Source organism: Candidatus Anaeroferrophillus wilburensis (assembly GCA_016934315.1).
Lineage (GTDB): Bacteria > Desulfobacterota > Anaeroferrophillalia > Anaeroferrophillales > Anaeroferrophillaceae > Anaeroferrophillus > Anaeroferrophillus wilburensis.
The window spans coordinates 36,383-53,549 of record JAFGSY010000026.1; the positions used below are offsets into that span (position 1 = coordinate 36,383).

General features: G+C 52.5%; 16 protein-coding genes. 11 read left to right on the forward strand and 5 right to left on the reverse strand.

The genetic code is table 11. From position 1 onward, the window contains the following. Positions 1-95: 95 nt before the first annotated feature. From JXO50_06435 to JXO50_06450, 4 genes are all read left to right on the forward strand, one after another. On the forward strand, positions 96-1,556 hold the full coding sequence (locus JXO50_06435; protein MBN2332726.1) for a DUF342 domain-containing protein: 1,461 nt from the start codon (positions 96-98) through the stop codon (positions 1,554-1,556). Positions 1,557-1,619: 63 nt separating this feature from the next. Continuing rightward, the gene (locus JXO50_06440) at positions 1,620-2,480 is read left to right on the forward strand and encodes an NAD(+)/NADH kinase (protein MBN2332727.1); all 861 of its coding nucleotides are present in this window, start codon (positions 1,620-1,622) and stop codon (positions 2,478-2,480) included. A 33-nt stretch (positions 2,481-2,513) separates the two neighbouring features. Next, a complete protein-coding gene (recN, locus tag JXO50_06445; protein MBN2332728.1) occupies positions 2,514-4,238 on the forward strand; it encodes a DNA repair protein RecN in 1,725 nt (574 codons plus the stop codon). A gap of 23 nt (positions 4,239-4,261) precedes the next feature. After that, a complete protein-coding gene (locus JXO50_06450) occupies positions 4,262-4,738 on the forward strand; it encodes an N-acetyltransferase (GenBank protein ID MBN2332729.1) in 477 nt (158 codons plus the stop codon). A gap of 60 nt (positions 4,739-4,798) precedes the next feature. Here the strand turns inward: JXO50_06450 and JXO50_06455 are convergent, their stop codons facing one another. The 4 genes from JXO50_06455 to JXO50_06470 form a co-directional block, all read right to left on the reverse strand. Continuing rightward, complete coding sequence (locus tag JXO50_06455; GenBank protein ID MBN2332730.1) at positions 4,799-5,932, reverse strand: sodium ion-translocating decarboxylase subunit beta; 1,134 nt, start codon at positions 5,930-5,932, stop codon at positions 4,799-4,801. Continuing rightward, complete coding sequence (locus JXO50_06460; protein ID MBN2332731.1) at positions 5,929-6,090, reverse strand: hypothetical protein; 162 nt, start codon at positions 6,088-6,090, stop codon at positions 5,929-5,931. Before JXO50_06460 ends, JXO50_06455 begins: the two co-directional genes overlap by 4 nt. Positions 6,091-6,281: 191 nt before the next feature. After that, positions 6,282-7,562: a diguanylate cyclase gene (locus tag JXO50_06465; protein ID MBN2332732.1), complete on the reverse strand. Its 1,281-nt coding sequence runs from the start codon at positions 7,560-7,562 to the stop codon at positions 6,282-6,284. Positions 7,563-7,577: 15 nt separating this feature from the next. Continuing rightward, positions 7,578-8,786 carry a PAS domain-containing protein gene (locus JXO50_06470; GenBank protein MBN2332733.1) on the reverse strand — a complete coding sequence of 403 codons (1,209 nt, stop codon included), beginning with the start codon at positions 8,784-8,786 and terminating at the stop codon, positions 7,578-7,580. 275 nt (positions 8,787-9,061) lie between these two features. On the opposite strand from JXO50_06470, the gene JXO50_06475 reads away from it, so the two are divergent. The 6 genes from JXO50_06475 to nadA all read left to right on the forward strand — a co-directional run bounded on the left by JXO50_06475 (position 9,062) and on the right by nadA (position 14,673). Then, positions 9,062-10,330 carry a CCA tRNA nucleotidyltransferase gene (locus JXO50_06475; protein MBN2332734.1) on the forward strand — a complete coding sequence of 423 codons (1,269 nt, stop codon included), beginning with the start codon at positions 9,062-9,064 and terminating at the stop codon, positions 10,328-10,330. A gap of 4 nt (positions 10,331-10,334) precedes the next feature. Next, positions 10,335-11,216 carry a menaquinone biosynthesis protein gene (locus tag JXO50_06480; protein ID MBN2332735.1) on the forward strand — a complete coding sequence of 294 codons (882 nt, stop codon included), beginning with the start codon at positions 10,335-10,337 and terminating at the stop codon, positions 11,214-11,216. Positions 11,217-11,331: 115 nt separating this feature from the next. After that, a complete protein-coding gene (locus JXO50_06485) occupies positions 11,332-11,913 on the forward strand; it encodes an SIS domain-containing protein (protein ID MBN2332736.1) in 582 nt (193 codons plus the stop codon). 2 nt (positions 11,914-11,915) lie between these two features. Further along, positions 11,916-12,881: a hypothetical protein gene (locus JXO50_06490; protein ID MBN2332737.1), complete on the forward strand. Its 966-nt coding sequence runs from the start codon at positions 11,916-11,918 to the stop codon at positions 12,879-12,881. Between the two features lie 3 nt (positions 12,882-12,884). After that, positions 12,885-13,706: a pyrroline-5-carboxylate reductase gene (proC, locus tag JXO50_06495; GenBank protein ID MBN2332738.1), complete on the forward strand. Its 822-nt coding sequence runs from the start codon at positions 12,885-12,887 to the stop codon at positions 13,704-13,706. 49 nt (positions 13,707-13,755) lie between these two features. Then, positions 13,756-14,673: a quinolinate synthase NadA gene (gene nadA / locus JXO50_06500; protein MBN2332739.1), complete on the forward strand. Its 918-nt coding sequence runs from the start codon at positions 13,756-13,758 to the stop codon at positions 14,671-14,673. A 4-nt stretch (positions 14,674-14,677) separates the two neighbouring features. On the opposite strand, the gene JXO50_06505 is transcribed toward nadA, so the two are convergent. Next, positions 14,678-15,571, reverse strand: coding sequence for a radical SAM protein (locus JXO50_06505; protein MBN2332740.1), 894 nt, complete (start codon positions 15,569-15,571; stop codon positions 14,678-14,680). 764 nt (positions 15,572-16,335) lie between these two features. Here JXO50_06505 and JXO50_06510 point away from each other — a divergent pair. Beyond that, positions 16,336-17,121, forward strand: coding sequence for a tyrosine-type recombinase/integrase (locus tag JXO50_06510; protein MBN2332741.1), 786 nt, complete (start codon positions 16,336-16,338; stop codon positions 17,119-17,121). Positions 17,122-17,167 lie beyond the last annotated feature (46 nt).

A 17,167-nucleotide genomic window follows, 5' to 3' on the forward strand; every position in this document is an offset into this window, starting at 1 on the left:
CCTTTGGCGTGCGCCCACCTGGTTTTACCGTACAAAACAAGACTAAAGTATGAAGGAAAAACGCCGAAAGAAAAAGATACAACAAGAGCTAGCAGATGTCTTGCAACTTACTGCACCATCCTTCGGCCAGACATCACCAGATCCATAAGGACATTGCTGCCGCCATGATCACCTCACAGATAAGTGCCGACCGACTCCAGGCAACCATTGACATCACCCTGACGCCCGGCGATGAAGAACTGTTGACGGTGGAATACGTCATGCAGGTGCTGGCAGAACAGCAGGTGGTAGCCGGCATCAATGAAGAGGCAATCAAGATGTTCTGCCAGCAGGCAACCGCCAACCCAGGCCAGTCCGTCAAGGGCATCGTCGCCCAGGGGATCAAATTTGTCGAAAGCAGCCAGCCCATTTACAAGTTTTACTTTGCCACCCGGAAATCCATCGGTCAGGTACTGGAATCAGGCAAGATTGATTATCGGGACCGTGGGGCTGTCAACTTCTACCAGCCAGGGGCTGTTCTGCTGAAAATCACCCCTGGAAAAGCAGGTTGTAAAGGCCTGCAGGTTGACGGAACAGTCACTGAACCGGAACCACTGAAACATCTGAAAAAAATTACCGCCGGCAAAAACGTTGCCATGGAAACCGATGCGGATGGCTGCCTGATCTTCAAATCCCAGGCAGCCGGGCAGGCCAACCTGGATGGCAGTCAGGTCATCATTGAAAACATCTATCACCTTGAGGGAGATGTGAATCTTGATACCGGCCACATCAAATATCAGGGACCGGTACAGGTAAGCGGCAACCTGGATGCCGGCTTTTCAATCATTTCGAACAATGATGTTTTTATTGGCAAACTTATTGATGGTGGTTCGGTGAAGGCCAAGGGAGACTTGGTGGTCGGCACCGGCATCATCGGCAATCCCGAAGCATCGTTGACCGTGATGGGCAACATCAAATCCGAATACATCAGCGGTGTGGTGCACTGCAAGACAAAAGGCAGTATTATCGCTGAAAAACATATCATCAACAGTTCCCTGATTGCCGGCGGGGCGATCCGTTGTGCCGGCAAAATTACCGGAGAATGCGTCATCTCTGCTTTTTCCGGGGTGGAAACCGGTGAATTGGGTTCGGAAAGCGCCAGTCGCGCACTTGTCGAAGTGGGCAATACCGTCTTCATCCGGGAACAACTACAGAAGATTGAGCAGGTCATGACCCCCATGGTTGAACGTTCCATAGAAATTGTCGATAGCATCGGCATGCCGGTAATCATCAAAAAAGATCCCTCCCTCCTGCCGCCGGACAAACGGGAAGAAGGCACTCAACTGCTTAAAGAATACCAGCAAATTGACAAGCAGATGAACCTGCTGAAAAAGAAAAAAGTGGACCTGGAAGAAAAAATCGCCGCTGCCTCGGCAGCCAGGGTAACCGTCCACCACCAGGTGCATCCGGGCGTCGTGATCAAGATTGGCCATGAAACCTACACCGTGGACAAACCCCTGAGCGGGCCGGTATCTTTCTGGCTCGATCATGACAACAAGCGGATAACCACCCGCTGACCCCTTTGCCTTTCCCATGACTTTCCACTTTACAGCCCCGAAACCCTATGGTACAAATTTGCCATGCAGACCATCGGGATCGTCATTAAACACAATAACACAAAGGCATTGGCAGTCGGCATTGAGCTGACAAACTGGCTCCTTGCCCGAGGGCTCAAGGTTGTTTTTGACGAAGAGCTGGCCTGTGGCATTCCTGGCAGCACCCCCACCCGCAAGCCCGATATCCCCCAACACGCAGATGTCATCGTTGTCCTGGGTGGTGATGGCACCCTGCTGAGCATCGCCCGGCTGATTAATGGGCAGGACGTCCCTATCCTGGGGGTTAATCTTGGCGCTTTGGGATTTCTGACCGCCATCACTCTTGACGAACTGTTCATGGTCATGACCGACATCCTCCAGAACAACTACAGTGTCAGCCGGAGGATGATGCTCACCGCCCGTATTTATCGACAGCAGGAGCTGATCACCACCTATAACGTTCTCAATGATGTGGTGATCAACAAGGGAGCGGTGGCCCGGATCATAGAACTGGAAACAACCATCGACCAACTCTATCTGACTACCTTTAAGGCTGATGGGCTGATCATTTCCACGCCTACGGGATCGACAGGCTATTCCCTGTCCGCCGGCGGCCCCGTGGTCTACCCTACCCTCGACAGTGTTATTGTTTCCCCGATCTGTCCCCATACGTTGACCAATCGGCCGCTGCTGATCCCTTCCGAGGTTACCATCGAAACTGTCCTCACCTCTGCCGGCGGCGATGTTTTCCTCACCTTGGATGGTCAGGTGGGGTTTTCCCTGCAGCAAAATGATAAAATAGCCGTTACCAAGGCCGACCATGACATCAAGCTGATCAAGTCTCCCACCAAAAGCTATTTTGAAGTTTTACGGACAAAATTGAAGTGGGGGGAACGCTATGTCTGACAAGGCGTTTCCCGGCGCCGCAGGTAAGATCCCGTGTTAACATCACTAACGGTCAGCAATTTCAAACTGATCAAACACCTGGAGATTCAGCTTGAACGGGGCTTAACGGTCATCACCGGCGAAACCGGCGCTGGCAAATCCATTATTGTCAGTGCGCTAAGCACCCTTCTGGGCGGCAAGCCCGACCGGGAGATGTTTGTTGACCCGGAAAAACCGATCATCATCAACGGCAGTTTCTCCCTCGATCAGCTTCTGCAATTGGAACAACTCCTGGCAGATGCCGGTTTTTCCCTCGATGGCGATGATCTGTTTCTCAAGCGAATCATCACCTTGAGAAATGGTCGTCTCCAGAATCGGGTTTTCATCAATGATCAGCCGGCAGCGGCCAACACCCTGAACTGGCTTGGCGCTGAATTGGTGGAAATTGCCAGCCAGCACGAGCAGCAAGCCTTGTTGCGCCCTCAGGAACACTTGGCATTTCTTGATCTGTTTGGCAACCTTACTGCACTGCGTCAGCCTTATGAACATGCCTATGCCAGCCTGCAGCAAACCCGCAAAGAACTGCAGGCATGGCAGCAGCAGGAACGTGAAGGCAACCAAGAGGCTGACTACCTCACCCACCAACTGCAGGAACTTGAGCAGGCCCAGCTGACCGCCGGAGAAGAAGAGGAACTGGGAACACAACAGCAACGCTATCAACAGCGCGAACAGCTCCTTACCTTGGCTACCGGGATAGAACAACTGCTCTATTCCGGCAATCAATCGCTTATTGATGGCTGCTACCAGCTCTCCGACCTGCTGCGCAAACTTGCCAGCTGCGATAGCTCTGTTGCCGCCAGCGAACAGCAGCTGCTGCCCGTCCTTGAACTCTTTCATGATCTACGGTCAACCATCAGCAACTACCTGGAAACTCTTGACATCGACCCGCAGCTCATCGAAGAAACCCACATGAGACTGGCAGAAATAGAACGACTGAAAAGAAAATTTCGTTGTTCCTTCGATGAGCTCATGTCTCTCAAAGAGGAGTTTCGGCAAAAACTGGCTGCCTGGGAAACCCGGGGGGAACGTCACCAACAACTGGTGGGCATCTGTAACAAACAGGAGCAGGAGGTCGAACATCTGGGGGAACAGCTCTCCCAGGCCCGGCTGGAACAGGCAGGAAAACTGGAAGCAGCTGTCATGGAACATCTGGCGGACTTGAGGATGAACCATGCCCGCTTCCAGGTGGCCCTGACAACAGAAAGTCTTGGCCCCCGGGGCAAAGATCTGGTCACCTTCATGATCAGCACCAATCCCGGGGAGCCTTTGGCTCCACTGCACCAGGTCATTTCCGGCGGAGAGTTGTCCCGTTTCATGCTCGCCTTGAAAACAGCAGCTGCATCCCGCTACCTGATTCCCACCCTGCTGTTCGATGAAGCGGACAGCGGCATTGGCGGTGCTTCAGCTGATGCCGTCGGCCAAAAAATGGCCGGTATTGCGCGCAACCACCAGGTTCTTGCCATCACCCATCTGCCACAGGTGGCTGCCTGGGGAGACCATCACCTGACCATCAGAAAACGGGTTGATAATGGTCGTACCACCATTGCTCTCGAGTGTCTGGATGAGGTCGGCAACGATGCCCGGATTGATGAACTGGCCAGAATGGGCGCCGGACAGGAGGTCAGCACGATCTCCAGAGATCATGCCAGGGAACTGATCCTCCAGGCGGAAAATAAAAAGCAGATTGCTGCAAACAACCTATCCTGCGGCGCACCCTAAGCAGCCGTGAAAGAGGAGACACCATGCTGCGCCACGCTACCACCAGGGACGTCCAGGTCATTCAGAAGATTTTAGAACACTATGCCCGGCAGGAAATCCTGCTGCCCAGATCCCTGAGCGACCTCTATGACAATGTCCGGGATTTTGTTGTTTACCAGGAGGGAGACAAGGTTATCGCTACATCAGCGCTCCATGTCTGCTGGGATGATCTGGGGGAGATCCGATCACTGGCCGTGCTTCCCGATTACACCAAAAGAGGAATCGGTGCTGAACTGGTAGCCCACTGCGAAGCGGAAGCACGGCAATTGGGACTGCGACAGGTTTTCACCCTGACCTATCAGGAGCGCTTTTTTGCCAACCTGGGCTACCAAAAAGTCGACAAAGCGACCCTGCCTCATAAAGTCTGGAGTGACTGCCTGAAATGCGTCAAGTTCCCCAACTGCGATGAGATTGCCATGTCCAAAACCCTGGTGGATACCCATGAGGCAATGCCGTCTTAATGGGCTAACCGACCGACTCTCAAACCCAGGGCAAGTGACAGGTGATGTTTGAGATGCTTTTTAACGGACAAACAGACTCAAGAAGTAACCACCGGCAATAGCCGAGCCGATAACCCCGGCAACATTGGGCCCCATGGCGTGCATCAGGAGAAAATTATGCTTATTCTCCTTCTGTCCCAGGTGCTGGACAATACGGGCCGCCATCGGCACCGCCGACACGCCGGCCGCGCCCACCATAGGATTAAAAGGCTCCTTGGAAAGCTTGGAGTATACCTTCCCCAGCAACACCCCGCCGACTGTACCAAAAGCAAAGGCTGTCAGACCAAGCAACAACACCAGCATGGTCTTCAGTTGCAGCACCGCTTCCGCGGGCATTGAAGCCCCGATCCCCAGCATCAGCAGGATGGTGATAATATTCATGAAATCATTCTGTGCCGTTTCACTGAGCCGTTTGACGACGCCGCTTTCGCGAAACAGGTTGCCCAGCATCAGCATCCCCACCAACGGTGCTGACTGCGGAATCAACAAAACAACAATGATCATGGTGATAATGGGAAAGAGGATCTTTTCCAGCCGGGAAACCCGGCGGAGCATCGGTTTCATTTTAATCTGCCGCTCTTTCTTGGTCGTCAGCAGTTTGATGATCGGTGGCTGAATGACCGCAACCATGGCCATATAAGAATAGGCTGCAGTGGCCGTAATCCCCATAATCTCCGGCGCCAGAAGCCCTGTGGTATAGATGGTTGTCGGACCATCGGCACCACCTATAATACCGATGGAGCAGGCCTCAGGAATGGAAAAACCCAGAAAGAAGGCCCCGATAAATGCGATGTAAATACCGATCTGGGCCGCCGCTCCGAGGATAAACGAACGGGGATTGGCGATCAAGGGGCCGAAATCGGTCATGGCACCAATACAGAAAAAGACAAACTGGGGCAAAATAGTCCAATGATAGAGACCATATTTAAGGATGATGCCCAGAACACCGGCCATCCCCGGCCCCACATCAGGGCCCGGCTGCAGAGTAATGCCGGTCAGCGGCAGATTGGCGAGAATCATGCCGGCACCGATGGGCAGCAGCTCGTACGGTTCCCACTCCTTGGCAATCGCCAGATAGATAAAACCCAAACCTATGACAATCATTACCACATGGGGCAGATCAAGACCACTAAACCCCGTATGTAACTGCATCATGATTGGTTTCCTTTCAGCTTTTCTTTCTGCTTTTTCTCCCACCGTTGAACCATCATTCCGGTCACTTCCATGATGCCGGCCAGCAGGACCATAACGACCAAAACCAGGCCAAAACCGGTGGTGGAAATCCGCATCACATTGGCAAAGGTATCTTCCATTCTTTCCTCCTCACCTACCCAATCGGTGGACAGCGAAAAACCTGCAAGAATCACTCTAAAGGGGCGCTAGCCCCGCGGGAAAGGACCTTATAGCAGTAAAAAAATAAAAAAGGAAGTGATTTTTCACCTCCTTTCAGTAAGAATTCCCCACCCCCATCAGGGGAGGAGAGACTTTTATTTCACCGCCCCCATCAGCTCATGACACTTGCCTTGACCTGGTTGCGGCCGGCGTCTTTGGCTTCATAAAGAGCCGCGTCAACCCGCCTGAGGTAGGCATCCAGCGTATCATCTTCCTGCAGTTCAGCAACCCCGAAGCTGGCAGTGATGGAAAAGCGTTCACCCTTATAGGCAAAACGGCTTTCGGACACCCTCATTCTGAGTCGTTCAGCAACCTCAACCGCCGGCTGCAGGGTCGTATGAGGCAGAACAATGATGAACTCCTCGCCGCCATAACGAGCCAGCACATCGATATCACGGATCTCCTTTTTAAGTATCCCGGCCACCACCCGCAACACACCATCACCAGTCCGGTGGCCATAGGTATCATTGACAATCTTAAAATGGTCAATATCAAGCATAATCAGCGATGTCTTACTGTCATATCGCTTGAAACTGGCAAACTCCTGCTTGATTTTATCATCAAAGGCCCGGCGGTTATAAACCTTGGTGAGCGGATCGATGATAACCTCCTCCTTGATCTTCTCCATCTGCTGCTTCAACTTCTCGATCTTCTGGTTCGCCGATTCAACCCGCGCATTGGCCTGCTGCACCTCGGTTATCATCCGGCCGGTTTGCTCCTTGAGCGACAGGGTTTCTTTGAGCAGCAGATCACGAACCGACTGGATTTCACTGAGTTCTTTCACCACCTGCAGACGTTTGGCATAACTGTCAAGATTACTGCTGAAGGCGCCGCCAATATCCAGAAAAGAGGTCAGCGTGGCCGCCATGATGACAATAATATTTTTCAGCTCATCGCGCTCCTGTTCAACAACACCCTGGACCAGCGCTTTCTGGTAAAAAAGGTTTTTCAAGTGGCGGCTGAACTCATTCAAATCCTCAAGCGTGTTCAGCGCCGCCAATTCCTGCCGCACTTCTTCAAACAGGTGGCGCAATTTCTCATCCTGATCTGACAGGCCTTCAACCTCTCTCAAAGACAAGGCAATCAGTGATTTCATTCCTGATACAAGACTGCTGAGCTCCTTATCTTTCAACGACTGGGACATGATATCCTGCTTCAAGGTGGTGACTTCTGCCCCCAGGGATTCAACATTCTGGGGAGTTTCCTTGACCAGCAACTCTTTAATTTGGCGATGAATATCTTTGATCTGAGCTGCTTCACCGGCAGTTTCCAGAGCAGTAAGCAGAGATTTCATGGTTTTACCAATCGGCTGTTCAGCACGATACGAAGAGCCCAGAGCCTTCAGTAAAACCTGTGACAAGGTTTTATACTCTTTGATCAGAGCAATATCCATTAGCATGACCTCCGCTCAGACAATCGTTTCCCTATCAGTCCGGCCGGCAACAGGCAGCTTGACGATAAAGGTGCTACCGACGCCAACGTGGCTTTCCCACTCAAGTATACCACTGTGTTTATCAACTATGGTCTTAACCGTCGGCAGCCCCAGACCGGTTCCCTTACCACTGCCGGATGAGGTGCTTTTGGTGGAATAGTAGGGCTGCATAATGGCTTCAAATTTATCTTCGGGGATGCCGCAGCCATTATCACCAACGGAAAAACCGACCCAACCCTTATCGCACCAGGTGCGGACAATAATTTCCCCGGCTTCGACAACCTCCCCGCCACCTCTTTTTTCCCTGATCGCATGGGCGGCATTCATCATCAGGTTGAGCAGCACCTGTTCCATCTGGGTTTTCATCATTGGCGTCAAGGGCAGATCATCGGCCAGCTGGCAGTTGACAACGACCTGTTCCCTTTCCAGCTCATAGCGACTGAAAGAGAGTACTTCTTTGACAATCTGATTCAAGGAAATGGGCAGGATGTCTTCCTGGTCAGGGTGGGAAAAAAGGGATAGATTTTTGGCAAGCAAATTAAGGGCTTCCACCTGCTCCACCAGGCGCTGAAACAGGTGATCCTCCTTCTGCTGATTCCTGACATTGTCCTCCCGCATCATCTGCAGCAGCTGGACAATACCATAGATGGAAGCAAGAAAGTTATTGAGGTCATGGGCAATACCGGCGGCCATCTGTCCCAAGGAAACCATTTTTTCCGCCTGGGCGGTCTTTTCCTCCAGGGCAACCATTGCCGATGCATCCTGAATATAGACCACCACTTCCTCACAGCACTGTTCTCCGGGGTCAATAATAGGGTGATAGAAAATATTGACGTAGGGCCGCCCAACTTTGAAACTCTTTTCCCGCAAACGACCCTGTCCTTGGCCATTGACAAAACAGCGTTTGACATAGCAGTTGGGACATACATCATCCCTGCCCCAAAAAACCTCGTAACACTTGCGGCCCACCAGGTCCTTGGGATGGGCCTTAAAATATGCCGCTTCAGACCGGTTGATGGCAGTCAGGGTATACTCCCTGTCAACCAGGTAGATGCCGTCACTGATGGCATCGATAATGCGGCGGTAACGGGTATTCTTCTCCAGCATGCAGTCCTTCCCCTCGGTTTTCTCTTCTACGCTTACCTGCAACCGGCTGTTGGCCGATAAAAAACCAGTTTCCCTCACACATCACACCCATATCCTGAGCAGCATCTAGGCATGAAGCTACCATGGCCGCTCCAAGGAAGAACCACCAGTGTGGTGTTTTTCCTTTTCGACCGGTTTCTAGTCATTCTTTACCCTTTTCAGCGAACTATAGCCAGCAAAATCAGCCTCTTCAAGCGCGACACCTAGACGACGCAACGCGACAGCCAGCTTGACAGGCTCGGCAATCAGTGGTACATGAGCCCGACGAAACGACCGTCCAATACACCTAGACTCCTAACCCAGGCCATACCCTGATGACTGCATTAGACCCTTCTTCTCCACCCCTGATTATTCCCCGTCCTGAGCACGCCATCTCGCGAAAAAAGATTGACCGCAACGCGCTCAAAATCATGTATCGTCTAAAAGATCATGGTTTTCTTGCCTATCTGGTAGGCGGGGCAGTGCGGGATCTGCTATTGGGTCGCCAGCCGGCTGATTTTGACATCGCCACCGATGCAACACCGCAGCAGATCAAACGATTATTTCGCAATTCACGCATCATTGGCCGGCGATTCAGACTGGCCCATATTTTTTTCACCGACCGCATCACCGGCATCCAGCAGATCATTGAAGTTGCCACCTTCCGCAAGGAATTCACCCTGACGGAAGGCAACCAGGAACTGGCGGCCGCCAAGCCCACCATCGTCAACAATATTTACGGCACGCCGGCGGAAGATGTCCAGCGTCGTGATTTCACCATTAATGCCCTTTTTTACGCCCTGGATGGCTTTAGCGTTATTGATTATCTCGATGGTCTGGCCGACCTGCGTGATGGCATCGTCAGGGTTATTGGCGATCCCTATGAACGCCTGGTTGAGGATCCGGTCCGCATTCTGCGGGCAATGGAATTCGTCTGCCGTCTGGGATTCTCCCTGGAAGAGAAAACCCGGGCGGCCATGCTGTTTTGTGCACCTCGGCTTGCCGAGGTCCCTGCCAGCCGCATGCGTGAGGAGTTGCGCGGTCTTTACAGCAAAGGAACCACCTCTGCCATGCTGGAACTGGCTACCCAACTCAACCTGCTGAACTTCTGGCTTCCTGAGCCGGTCCAGACCACTTGGGCTGAGGCAAAAAAGTTACTGGAAGCCATTGAAGGAACTTTTCCCCTGGAAGGTGATGACCAGCTGCTGGAAACCCTGGTAACTACCTCTTTCATTCTCCCGGAACTCATCAACCGCTGCCATTTGACACCGCCGGCACCCCTGCACGAGGTTGCCGAGACCTGTGAGCAGCTGCTGCAGCCGCTGGCTGGCAACCTGCAACTGCCCCGCTTCCAGCGACACCGGGTCAAAGAGCTGATCGTCGGCTTTTTTCGTCTCTGCTCGGGAGATAAACGGACAAAGCGGCTGCAAAAACGGGCTGATTTTCATCTCTCTCTGTTCTTTTTCAGCCAGGTCAGCGACCTGCACCGGCAGGAACTCGGGAACATTGCTGAATTCTGGCATAAACAGGTTCGCCGCTGGCCACCCCAGAAAAAATATCCCGGCCTTGAGCTGGCAGCCCTGTTTCAGCATCTAAAACGGTAAAGGAATGTCTTCTTTAACACTTGGTGAAATTGAATTTCTCAACTGCCTGCCGCTCTTTGCTCTGCTCAAAGACTATTTTCCCGCAGCAGACTACCGCTACATTCAGGGCAATCCGGCCCAGCTGAACCATTTGCTAGCCACCGGTGCCATCGATATCAGCCCCTCTTCATCCATGGAGTACGCCCTCAGACCACACAACTACTTTATTCTTCCTCACATTGCCATCAGTTCAAAAAGAGAGGTACGCAGTGTTCTGCTGGTCAGCAAAAAACCCATTGAGGATCTGGCCGGCAGCACTATTGCCTTGACAGCTCAATCACTGACCTCCATCTATCTATTGAAAATTATTCTTTCTCACTTTTACCGGCTTGATCCAGAACAGCTTACCTATAGTATGGCTGAATTCTCGCCGGCTGACCATGCTCCTGAAGCAGCCCTGCTGATCGGCGATCAGGCCCTGCGGCTTTATCACCGGCAACCGCCAGGCTACCTGATCTACGATTTAGGTTCCTTATGGTATCAGTTTACCGGCCTGCCCTTTGTCTATGCCCTGTGGATTGGCAGAAACCATGGTGACGACGAACGGCAGAAAAAAATTATCCAGCTTCACCAGCAGCTGTGCCGGATCAAAAACAGTTTACCGGATCATGGCACTGATCTCCTGGCGCTTGCCAGCCGCCGGTATCCGGAGCTGCCGCACAGCGCTATCCAGGCATACTGGCACAAAGCAATCTCCTATGATTTTGGCCCGGAGGAACAACAAGGTCTGGTCCATTTCTACCAGCTGACCCACCAGCAGGGCTTCTTGCCCGCCACCCCGCCGCTGAATTTTTTTCCGAACCTTACCAACCCCTCCAGGCAATCGTTTCCTGACACAAACATCTGATTTACTTGCAATTGCCAGGGCGATTTGCTAAGTAGTGTCGATCCGGCACCGGCAATTTCTCGGCTGAAAGCGACTTTTTTCTGGTCTTTCTCCGTTTAAGGAGCAATAGAAGCACATGCCTCTCCAACACATCGATTCCCTGCTGCAGGATTTCCATCACCTTGCCACCGTCTTTTTCCAGGAGAACAACCAGACGATCAGGCAACTGATCAAGGTCATGGTCCAGGCCCTGGAAGGAGGACAGAAGCTTATCTTTTTCGGCAACGGCGGCAGTGCTGCCCAAGCCCAACATCTGGCAGCAGAATTTGTCAATCGCTTTCTCATTGACCGGCAGCCTCTGGCAGCCCTGGCCTTGACCTGTGATTCATCGGTGGTTACCTCAATCGCCAACGATTACCGTTTTGACGACATTTTTCTCCGCCAACTGCAGGCCCTTGGCCGGCCCGGCGATGTTGCCGTTGGCCTGAGCACCAGCGGCACCTCGGTAAACGTCACCCGCGCCCTGGAATATGCCGGGAAACACCAGCTGATCACCGCCGGCTTCCTCGGCAATGACGGCGGCACCTGCAAACAGGCATGTGACTACCCACTAGTGGTCAACTCGTCGGACACCCCCAGAATTCAGGAAGTTCACCTGCTTCTCGGACATCTCCTCTGTGAGGTGGTGGAACGGGAAGTCTGCACCAGAACCTGTTGATCATGACTCTCGACTGGCACAAGATATCCACCTATTCCCTGCTGGACCGTCCCAGCAAAGTCAACGCTGCTGATTTTGGCCGGCCATTGACCGGCAGGGAGACGGTTGGCGAATTCATTGCTGCCCTGCCGAACATCCTGGGTGGTCAGGAGTTGAGGGAAATCATCAATACCGCCTGCCATGCCGTCGATTCCCGGCGGTTAATGCTGCTGGCCATGGGCGCCCATGTTATCAAGGTTGGGCTGGCACCGATGCTCATTCCCCTGATAGAACGACGGATTATCCAGGGGATCGCCATGAACGGCGCCGGCATCATCCACGATTTTGAAACCGCTTTTGCCGGTAAAACCTCGGAGGACGTCAGCGAGGTTCTCGGACAGGGCACCTTTGGCATGGCCGCAGAAACCGGCCAGCTGCTTAATCAGGCAATACGAGAAGGCGCTCGCAACGGCTGGGGCCTGGGGTATGCCATCGGTCGCTTCATCACCGAAGAGCAGCTCCCCTTCCTGGATAAAAGTCTTGTCGCAGCCTGCTATCGGCACCAAATTCCCCTGACGGTCCATGTCGCCCTGGGCACTGACATTATTCATATGCATCCCGACTGTGACGGTGCGGCGGTCGGCTCTACCTCCATGACAGATTTTCGCACTTTTTGTGAACTTGTGGCCAAGCTTGATCAAGGGATCTATTTTAATGTCGGCTCGGCGGTCATTCTGCCGGAAGTATTTCTGAAAGCCTTGTCTCTGGTCCGCAACCTCGGCCATCAGGTAAGTGGTTTAACCACCGTAGCAATTGATTTCATCCGCCAGTATCGGGTCCAGGAAAACGTTGTCAAACGGCCGACCCAGAATGGTGGTCGGGGCTATTATCTTACCGGCCAGCATGAAATTCTTCTCCCGCTGCTGATTGCCGGCATTCTTGCCCGGTTGGAGCAACAACAGGCAATCAGCCACCAAAGGAAGGAGTAGCAGATGAAGCTTTCCACCTTCAACCTCGGCATCATCGGTACCGGCAACATGGGACGGGCCATGATCAAGGGCCTGCTGGCCAACGATGATTGCCCGCGAATCTGCGTTTATGATATCTCGGCAGCCAGTCGCAAAGAAGTGGAACAACTGTTTTCCGGTGCCCTCTCGCTGGCCAGTAATAACAACGACCTGGCAAGCAGGAGTGACATCATTATACTGGCAGTCAAACCGCAGGTCATCAAGGAGGTGTTGGCTGAAATTGCCGGCCATCTGCAGACCAAGCAGCTGCTGATCTCCATCGTAGCCGGCGTTCCCCTGGCGGCCATCGAAGATGTTGTTGGCCGCCGGGCACCGGTTATCAGGGTGATGCCCAACACCCCGGCACTGGTCCAGCGGGGAGTTTCCGCCCTAGCCGCCGGCTCCAGCGTCAACGAAGAACAACAGCAGCTGGCTGCCGCAATTTTTTCCCGGGTGGGAAAAATCGTCAACGTCCCGGAACATCTCATGGATGCGGTTACCGCCGTTTCCGGCAGCGGCCCGGCCTATGCTTTTCTGGTCATCGAAGCGATGATCGACGCAGCCGTCAACCAGGGATTACCCCGGGATATAGCCAGGACGCTGGTCATCGAAACCTTCAGCGGCGCTTGTGCCATGTTGCAGGCCACCGGCCAGCAGCCCATGGCTTTGAAAGATATGGTTACCTCGCCGGGCGGCACCACTATTGCGGGCCTGGCTGAGCTGGAAAAGCAGGGCGTGAGAGCAGCCTTTTTTAAAGCCATCAGTGCCGCTTGCGAGCGGGCTCATGAACTGGGAAGCAAGCAGTAATCTGCCAGGCTGGCGATAGATGGTCGTGAGGGAAAAAGGACAGATAACCATGGATAAACAGACGCTGATCAGCGAGATACAGCAGTTGAAACAGAAGCGGCGCGCAGTTATTCTGGCCCATAATTATGAACCAGGTGAAATCCAGGAGATTGCCGACATCACTGGTGACTCCCTTGGACTCAGCATCCAGGCTGCCGCAACCGATGCCGAGGTTATTGTCTTCTGCGGCGTTTTGTTCATGGCCGAGAGTGCGGCCATTCTTTCTCCTGAAAAAAAGGTTTTGCTCCCCTATCGTGAGTGCGGTTGCGGGCTGGCTGACATGGCCACCGCCGAGCAGGTCATTGCCGCCCGCCGGCGACATCCCGGAGCCGCGGTGGTAACCTACGTCAACTCATCGGCCGCCGTCAAAGCCGAAAGTGATATCTGCTGCACCTCGGGCAATGCCGTCAATGTGGTCAACAGCATTCCCCGGGAGCAGGAAATCATCTTTGTCCCGGATCAAAACCTGGGTAGCTATGTGATGGCGCAGACCAAACGTTCACTGATCCTCTGGCCGGGCTATTGCCCGGTGCACCACACCATCCGGGCAACGGAGATCCTGGCAGCCAAAAAACGCCATCCTCAAGCTATCGTTATTGTTCATCCGGAATGCCGGCCGGAGGTAACCGCTCTGGCCGATGTGGTGTGCAGCACCGGCGGCATGTTTGATGCCGTAGCCGCCGCCGATGCCCGAGAGTTTATCATCGGCACCGAAGCGGGGATGCTCCACCCTTTGCAGAAAGCCCATCCCGATCGCCGGTTCCATCCGGTCACCTCGACGATGATCTGCCACGACATGAAAAAGATCACCCTGGCCCACATTCACCAGTCACTGACCACCATGGAACCGGTTATCACCGTCGATCCAGCCATCGGCCAGAAAGCGCGGACAGCCCTGGAACGCATGCTGGCCGTGCCACGAAGCTAGAGCCCTAAAGACTGCGATAATCCCGGTAGTCGACCTCGCTCTTTTGACAATAGGCAACCGCCGCTTCCAGCGCCGCAATCATCTGCGGTTGATCATCAGGCAGCTTGCCGTCCAACGGCACAATGTTGGATACGTGGTCGTTGAGAAAACGGGAGCTCACCCGCAAACCCCTGACGATATCAAGTTCCTCCTCAACGCTCATCAGGGGTGAAATCAGCGTAAAGCTGCCCTCTTCAATCCACCGGGCTATGGGGGTTTTAGGAATCGGGGTCAGGGTCCGAACCCGGATAAAGTGAGGGTCTACCTCGTTCAAAACCCGCACCGTCCCCTGCCGATGCGCCATAGTATGCTCCACCCCACCGATACCCAGCAGCACATACATGGAACATTCAAAGCCCGCCTCTTTGCTCAGCCGGCCGGCGGCAATCATCTCCGCCGCGGTCGCCCCTTTACGGATCAGGGCCAAAACCTGGTCATCACCACTCTCCAGCCCTATATGGAGACGAGTCAGTCCGGCCTCACGGATAGCCTGCAGTTCTGTCAGTGGTTTCTTGGTCAGCGTTTTTGCCCGGGCATAGGAAGTCACCCACTCAAGGTGGGGAAAAACCCGGTACAGGTGTTCAAGGACAGCAACCAAATCAGCGGTTTTCAGCAGCAAGCTGTTGGAATCACCAAGAAAAGCCGTCCTGGCATGGGTGCCGTACACCTGCGGCATCAGATCAATATCTTTTTTTATCTCATCAACTGATTTACGGGCAAAAGAATACTTTTTATACATGGAACAAAAAGCACACTTGTTCCATGGGCAGCCGCGGGAAACCCGCAGCAACATGCTGTAGGCCTCGGAAGGCGGCCGATAGGGGGGGAAATCAAATTGCTCGATGGCTGATGATGGCATGGCAGTCCTACTCCTGTATGTTTTACCCGTTACGCACAATAACAATATAGGAACGATATACCAGAATGTCTATCCCGGCACAAGTACGCCGGTTCCGGTAAAAAAAACGAGCATCGTTATACTATGGTCAAGACTCACGACAGCAGACACTTGGGCATAATAACCGGCACACCGCAAGGCTTCACCACTTCATTCTGTATGGCTTATAAAGGCTGCCATTCAAAAATACTTTGGCTAAACTACTAACCTGTTTTTCCAATATCTCAGCGGGACACAGTTTTTTTTTTGCGATTTCCCAGAATTGGAGTTATGGGAAGTGAGAGTGCAGTAATCATTTGATATTTTCTTCCTCGGTCAAAGCAGAGAATCTATTTTTTAAGCATTTTCGAGCAGTTAGTCCTCTCTCAAAAAACTTCGTGAATGCATTTGCGAAGTTTTTTGAGCATTTATATTCGATATATCACCGAGCCCCCTGCCAAAGCTTAACAACGAAGCCGTTTTTCTTCAGGAATACCGTTTTTTCGAAAATTATCATAAGAAACCGGTTGATCAAAAGGAACCATCCTTAATTCATACTCAGGAATTGTTTTGTTTCTCCCTGTTCTTCGCAACCGTCCCCAATTTTCTTCCCCCATTTAGGCTTTTCGAACTCCTGCTGGTTTTTCCGCCAAACAAAGTTCAATTCCCGATTATATATCGTCTTGACATTATCTTCATAAAATTCTTCTTCCCCGGAATCGACGGCAACTTTTTTGGAGGTACCAATGAAAAAATTTTTACAAGGCTCTTCTTCGTGGTGTCGATCAGCCCAAGATTTTTTAAGCGAGATGGAGAAGAACGACTATGCCCCAGCAACAATCACCACCTACAAACTTCACTTGAGCAGACTTGTCCCCCTGGTTAACGGTAAAACAATCAAAGATATCAATGGCCATGATTTGAACGCGGCAATAAAAAAACTGAGAAAAATGTATCCGGGTTCGTACCAGAGGCCAAGTTCGGTGAATTTGCTCAAGAATTGTTGCAAGGCTTTTTTTAAATGGAAGTCGTCATATTGCAAGAGTGAAAATCCAGCTATGTTTATTCGTGCCAGAGGAGGTGTGATTTCTGAAACAATGCCGATTTTTCCAAAGGAAATACAGCGACTTCTCGAAACAATTCGAACCTCTGAAGACTTCTATAAAGAACGGGATGAGGCGCTTTTTGCAACCTATGCATATACCGGCTTGAGACGGGCTGAAGCCTTAACTCTCAGAATGGCGAATTATCAGAGTGAAAAAGCGTTGTTGAAAGTAGTTTCAAAGGGCGGAGGCAGCCGGTGGATTCCCGTCATTAAACCGCTCAAGGCAATACTTGACCGGTACCTTGACAATGGGAACCGGCAATCGAAGACGTGGTTCCTGTTCACGGGAAGAAGTAATACCCGCGCACTTTCCTGCCGCCAGGCCAATAATCGTTTTGTCAAATGGCGAAAAATTTCCAGCCTGCCCGAATATTTGACGATCCATTCCCCCCCCGTTTCTGAATTTATGACTCAAAAACAGGAATGAATTATGCTACTGGTTGAAAAGTTGAAAGCATGGCGGAGGGAGCCCG

Coding starts and splice junctions, on each gene's coding strand:
- JXO50_06435 (MBN2332726.1), top strand. CDS start 96: ATGTCTTGCAACTTACTGCACCATCCTTCGGCCAGACATCACCAGATC.
- JXO50_06440 (MBN2332727.1), top strand. CDS start 1,620: ATGCAGACCATCGGGATCGTCATTAAACACAATAACACAAAGGCATTG.
- JXO50_06450 (MBN2332729.1), top strand. CDS start 4,262: ATGCTGCGCCACGCTACCACCAGGGACGTCCAGGTCATTCAGAAGATT.
- JXO50_06455 (MBN2332730.1), bottom strand. CDS start 5,932: ATGATGCAGTTACATACGGGGTTTAGTGGTCTTGATCTGCCCCATGTG.
- JXO50_06460 (MBN2332731.1), bottom strand. CDS start 6,090: ATGGAAGATACCTTTGCCAATGTGATGCGGATTTCCACCACCGGTTTT.
- JXO50_06465 (MBN2332732.1), bottom strand. CDS start 7,562: ATGGATATTGCTCTGATCAAAGAGTATAAAACCTTGTCACAGGTTTTA.
- JXO50_06475 (MBN2332734.1), top strand. CDS start 9,062: ATGACTGCATTAGACCCTTCTTCTCCACCCCTGATTATTCCCCGTCCT.
- JXO50_06480 (MBN2332735.1), top strand. CDS start 10,335: ATGTCTTCTTTAACACTTGGTGAAATTGAATTTCTCAACTGCCTGCCG.
- JXO50_06485 (MBN2332736.1), top strand. CDS start 11,332: ATGCCTCTCCAACACATCGATTCCCTGCTGCAGGATTTCCATCACCTT.
- JXO50_06490 (MBN2332737.1), top strand. CDS start 11,916: ATGACTCTCGACTGGCACAAGATATCCACCTATTCCCTGCTGGACCGT.
- proC (MBN2332738.1), top strand. CDS start 12,885: ATGAAGCTTTCCACCTTCAACCTCGGCATCATCGGTACCGGCAACATG.
- nadA (MBN2332739.1), top strand. CDS start 13,756: ATGGATAAACAGACGCTGATCAGCGAGATACAGCAGTTGAAACAGAAG.
- JXO50_06505 (MBN2332740.1), bottom strand. CDS start 15,571: ATGCCATCATCAGCCATCGAGCAATTTGATTTCCCCCCCTATCGGCCG.
- JXO50_06510 (MBN2332741.1), top strand. CDS start 16,336: ATGAAAAAATTTTTACAAGGCTCTTCTTCGTGGTGTCGATCAGCCCAA.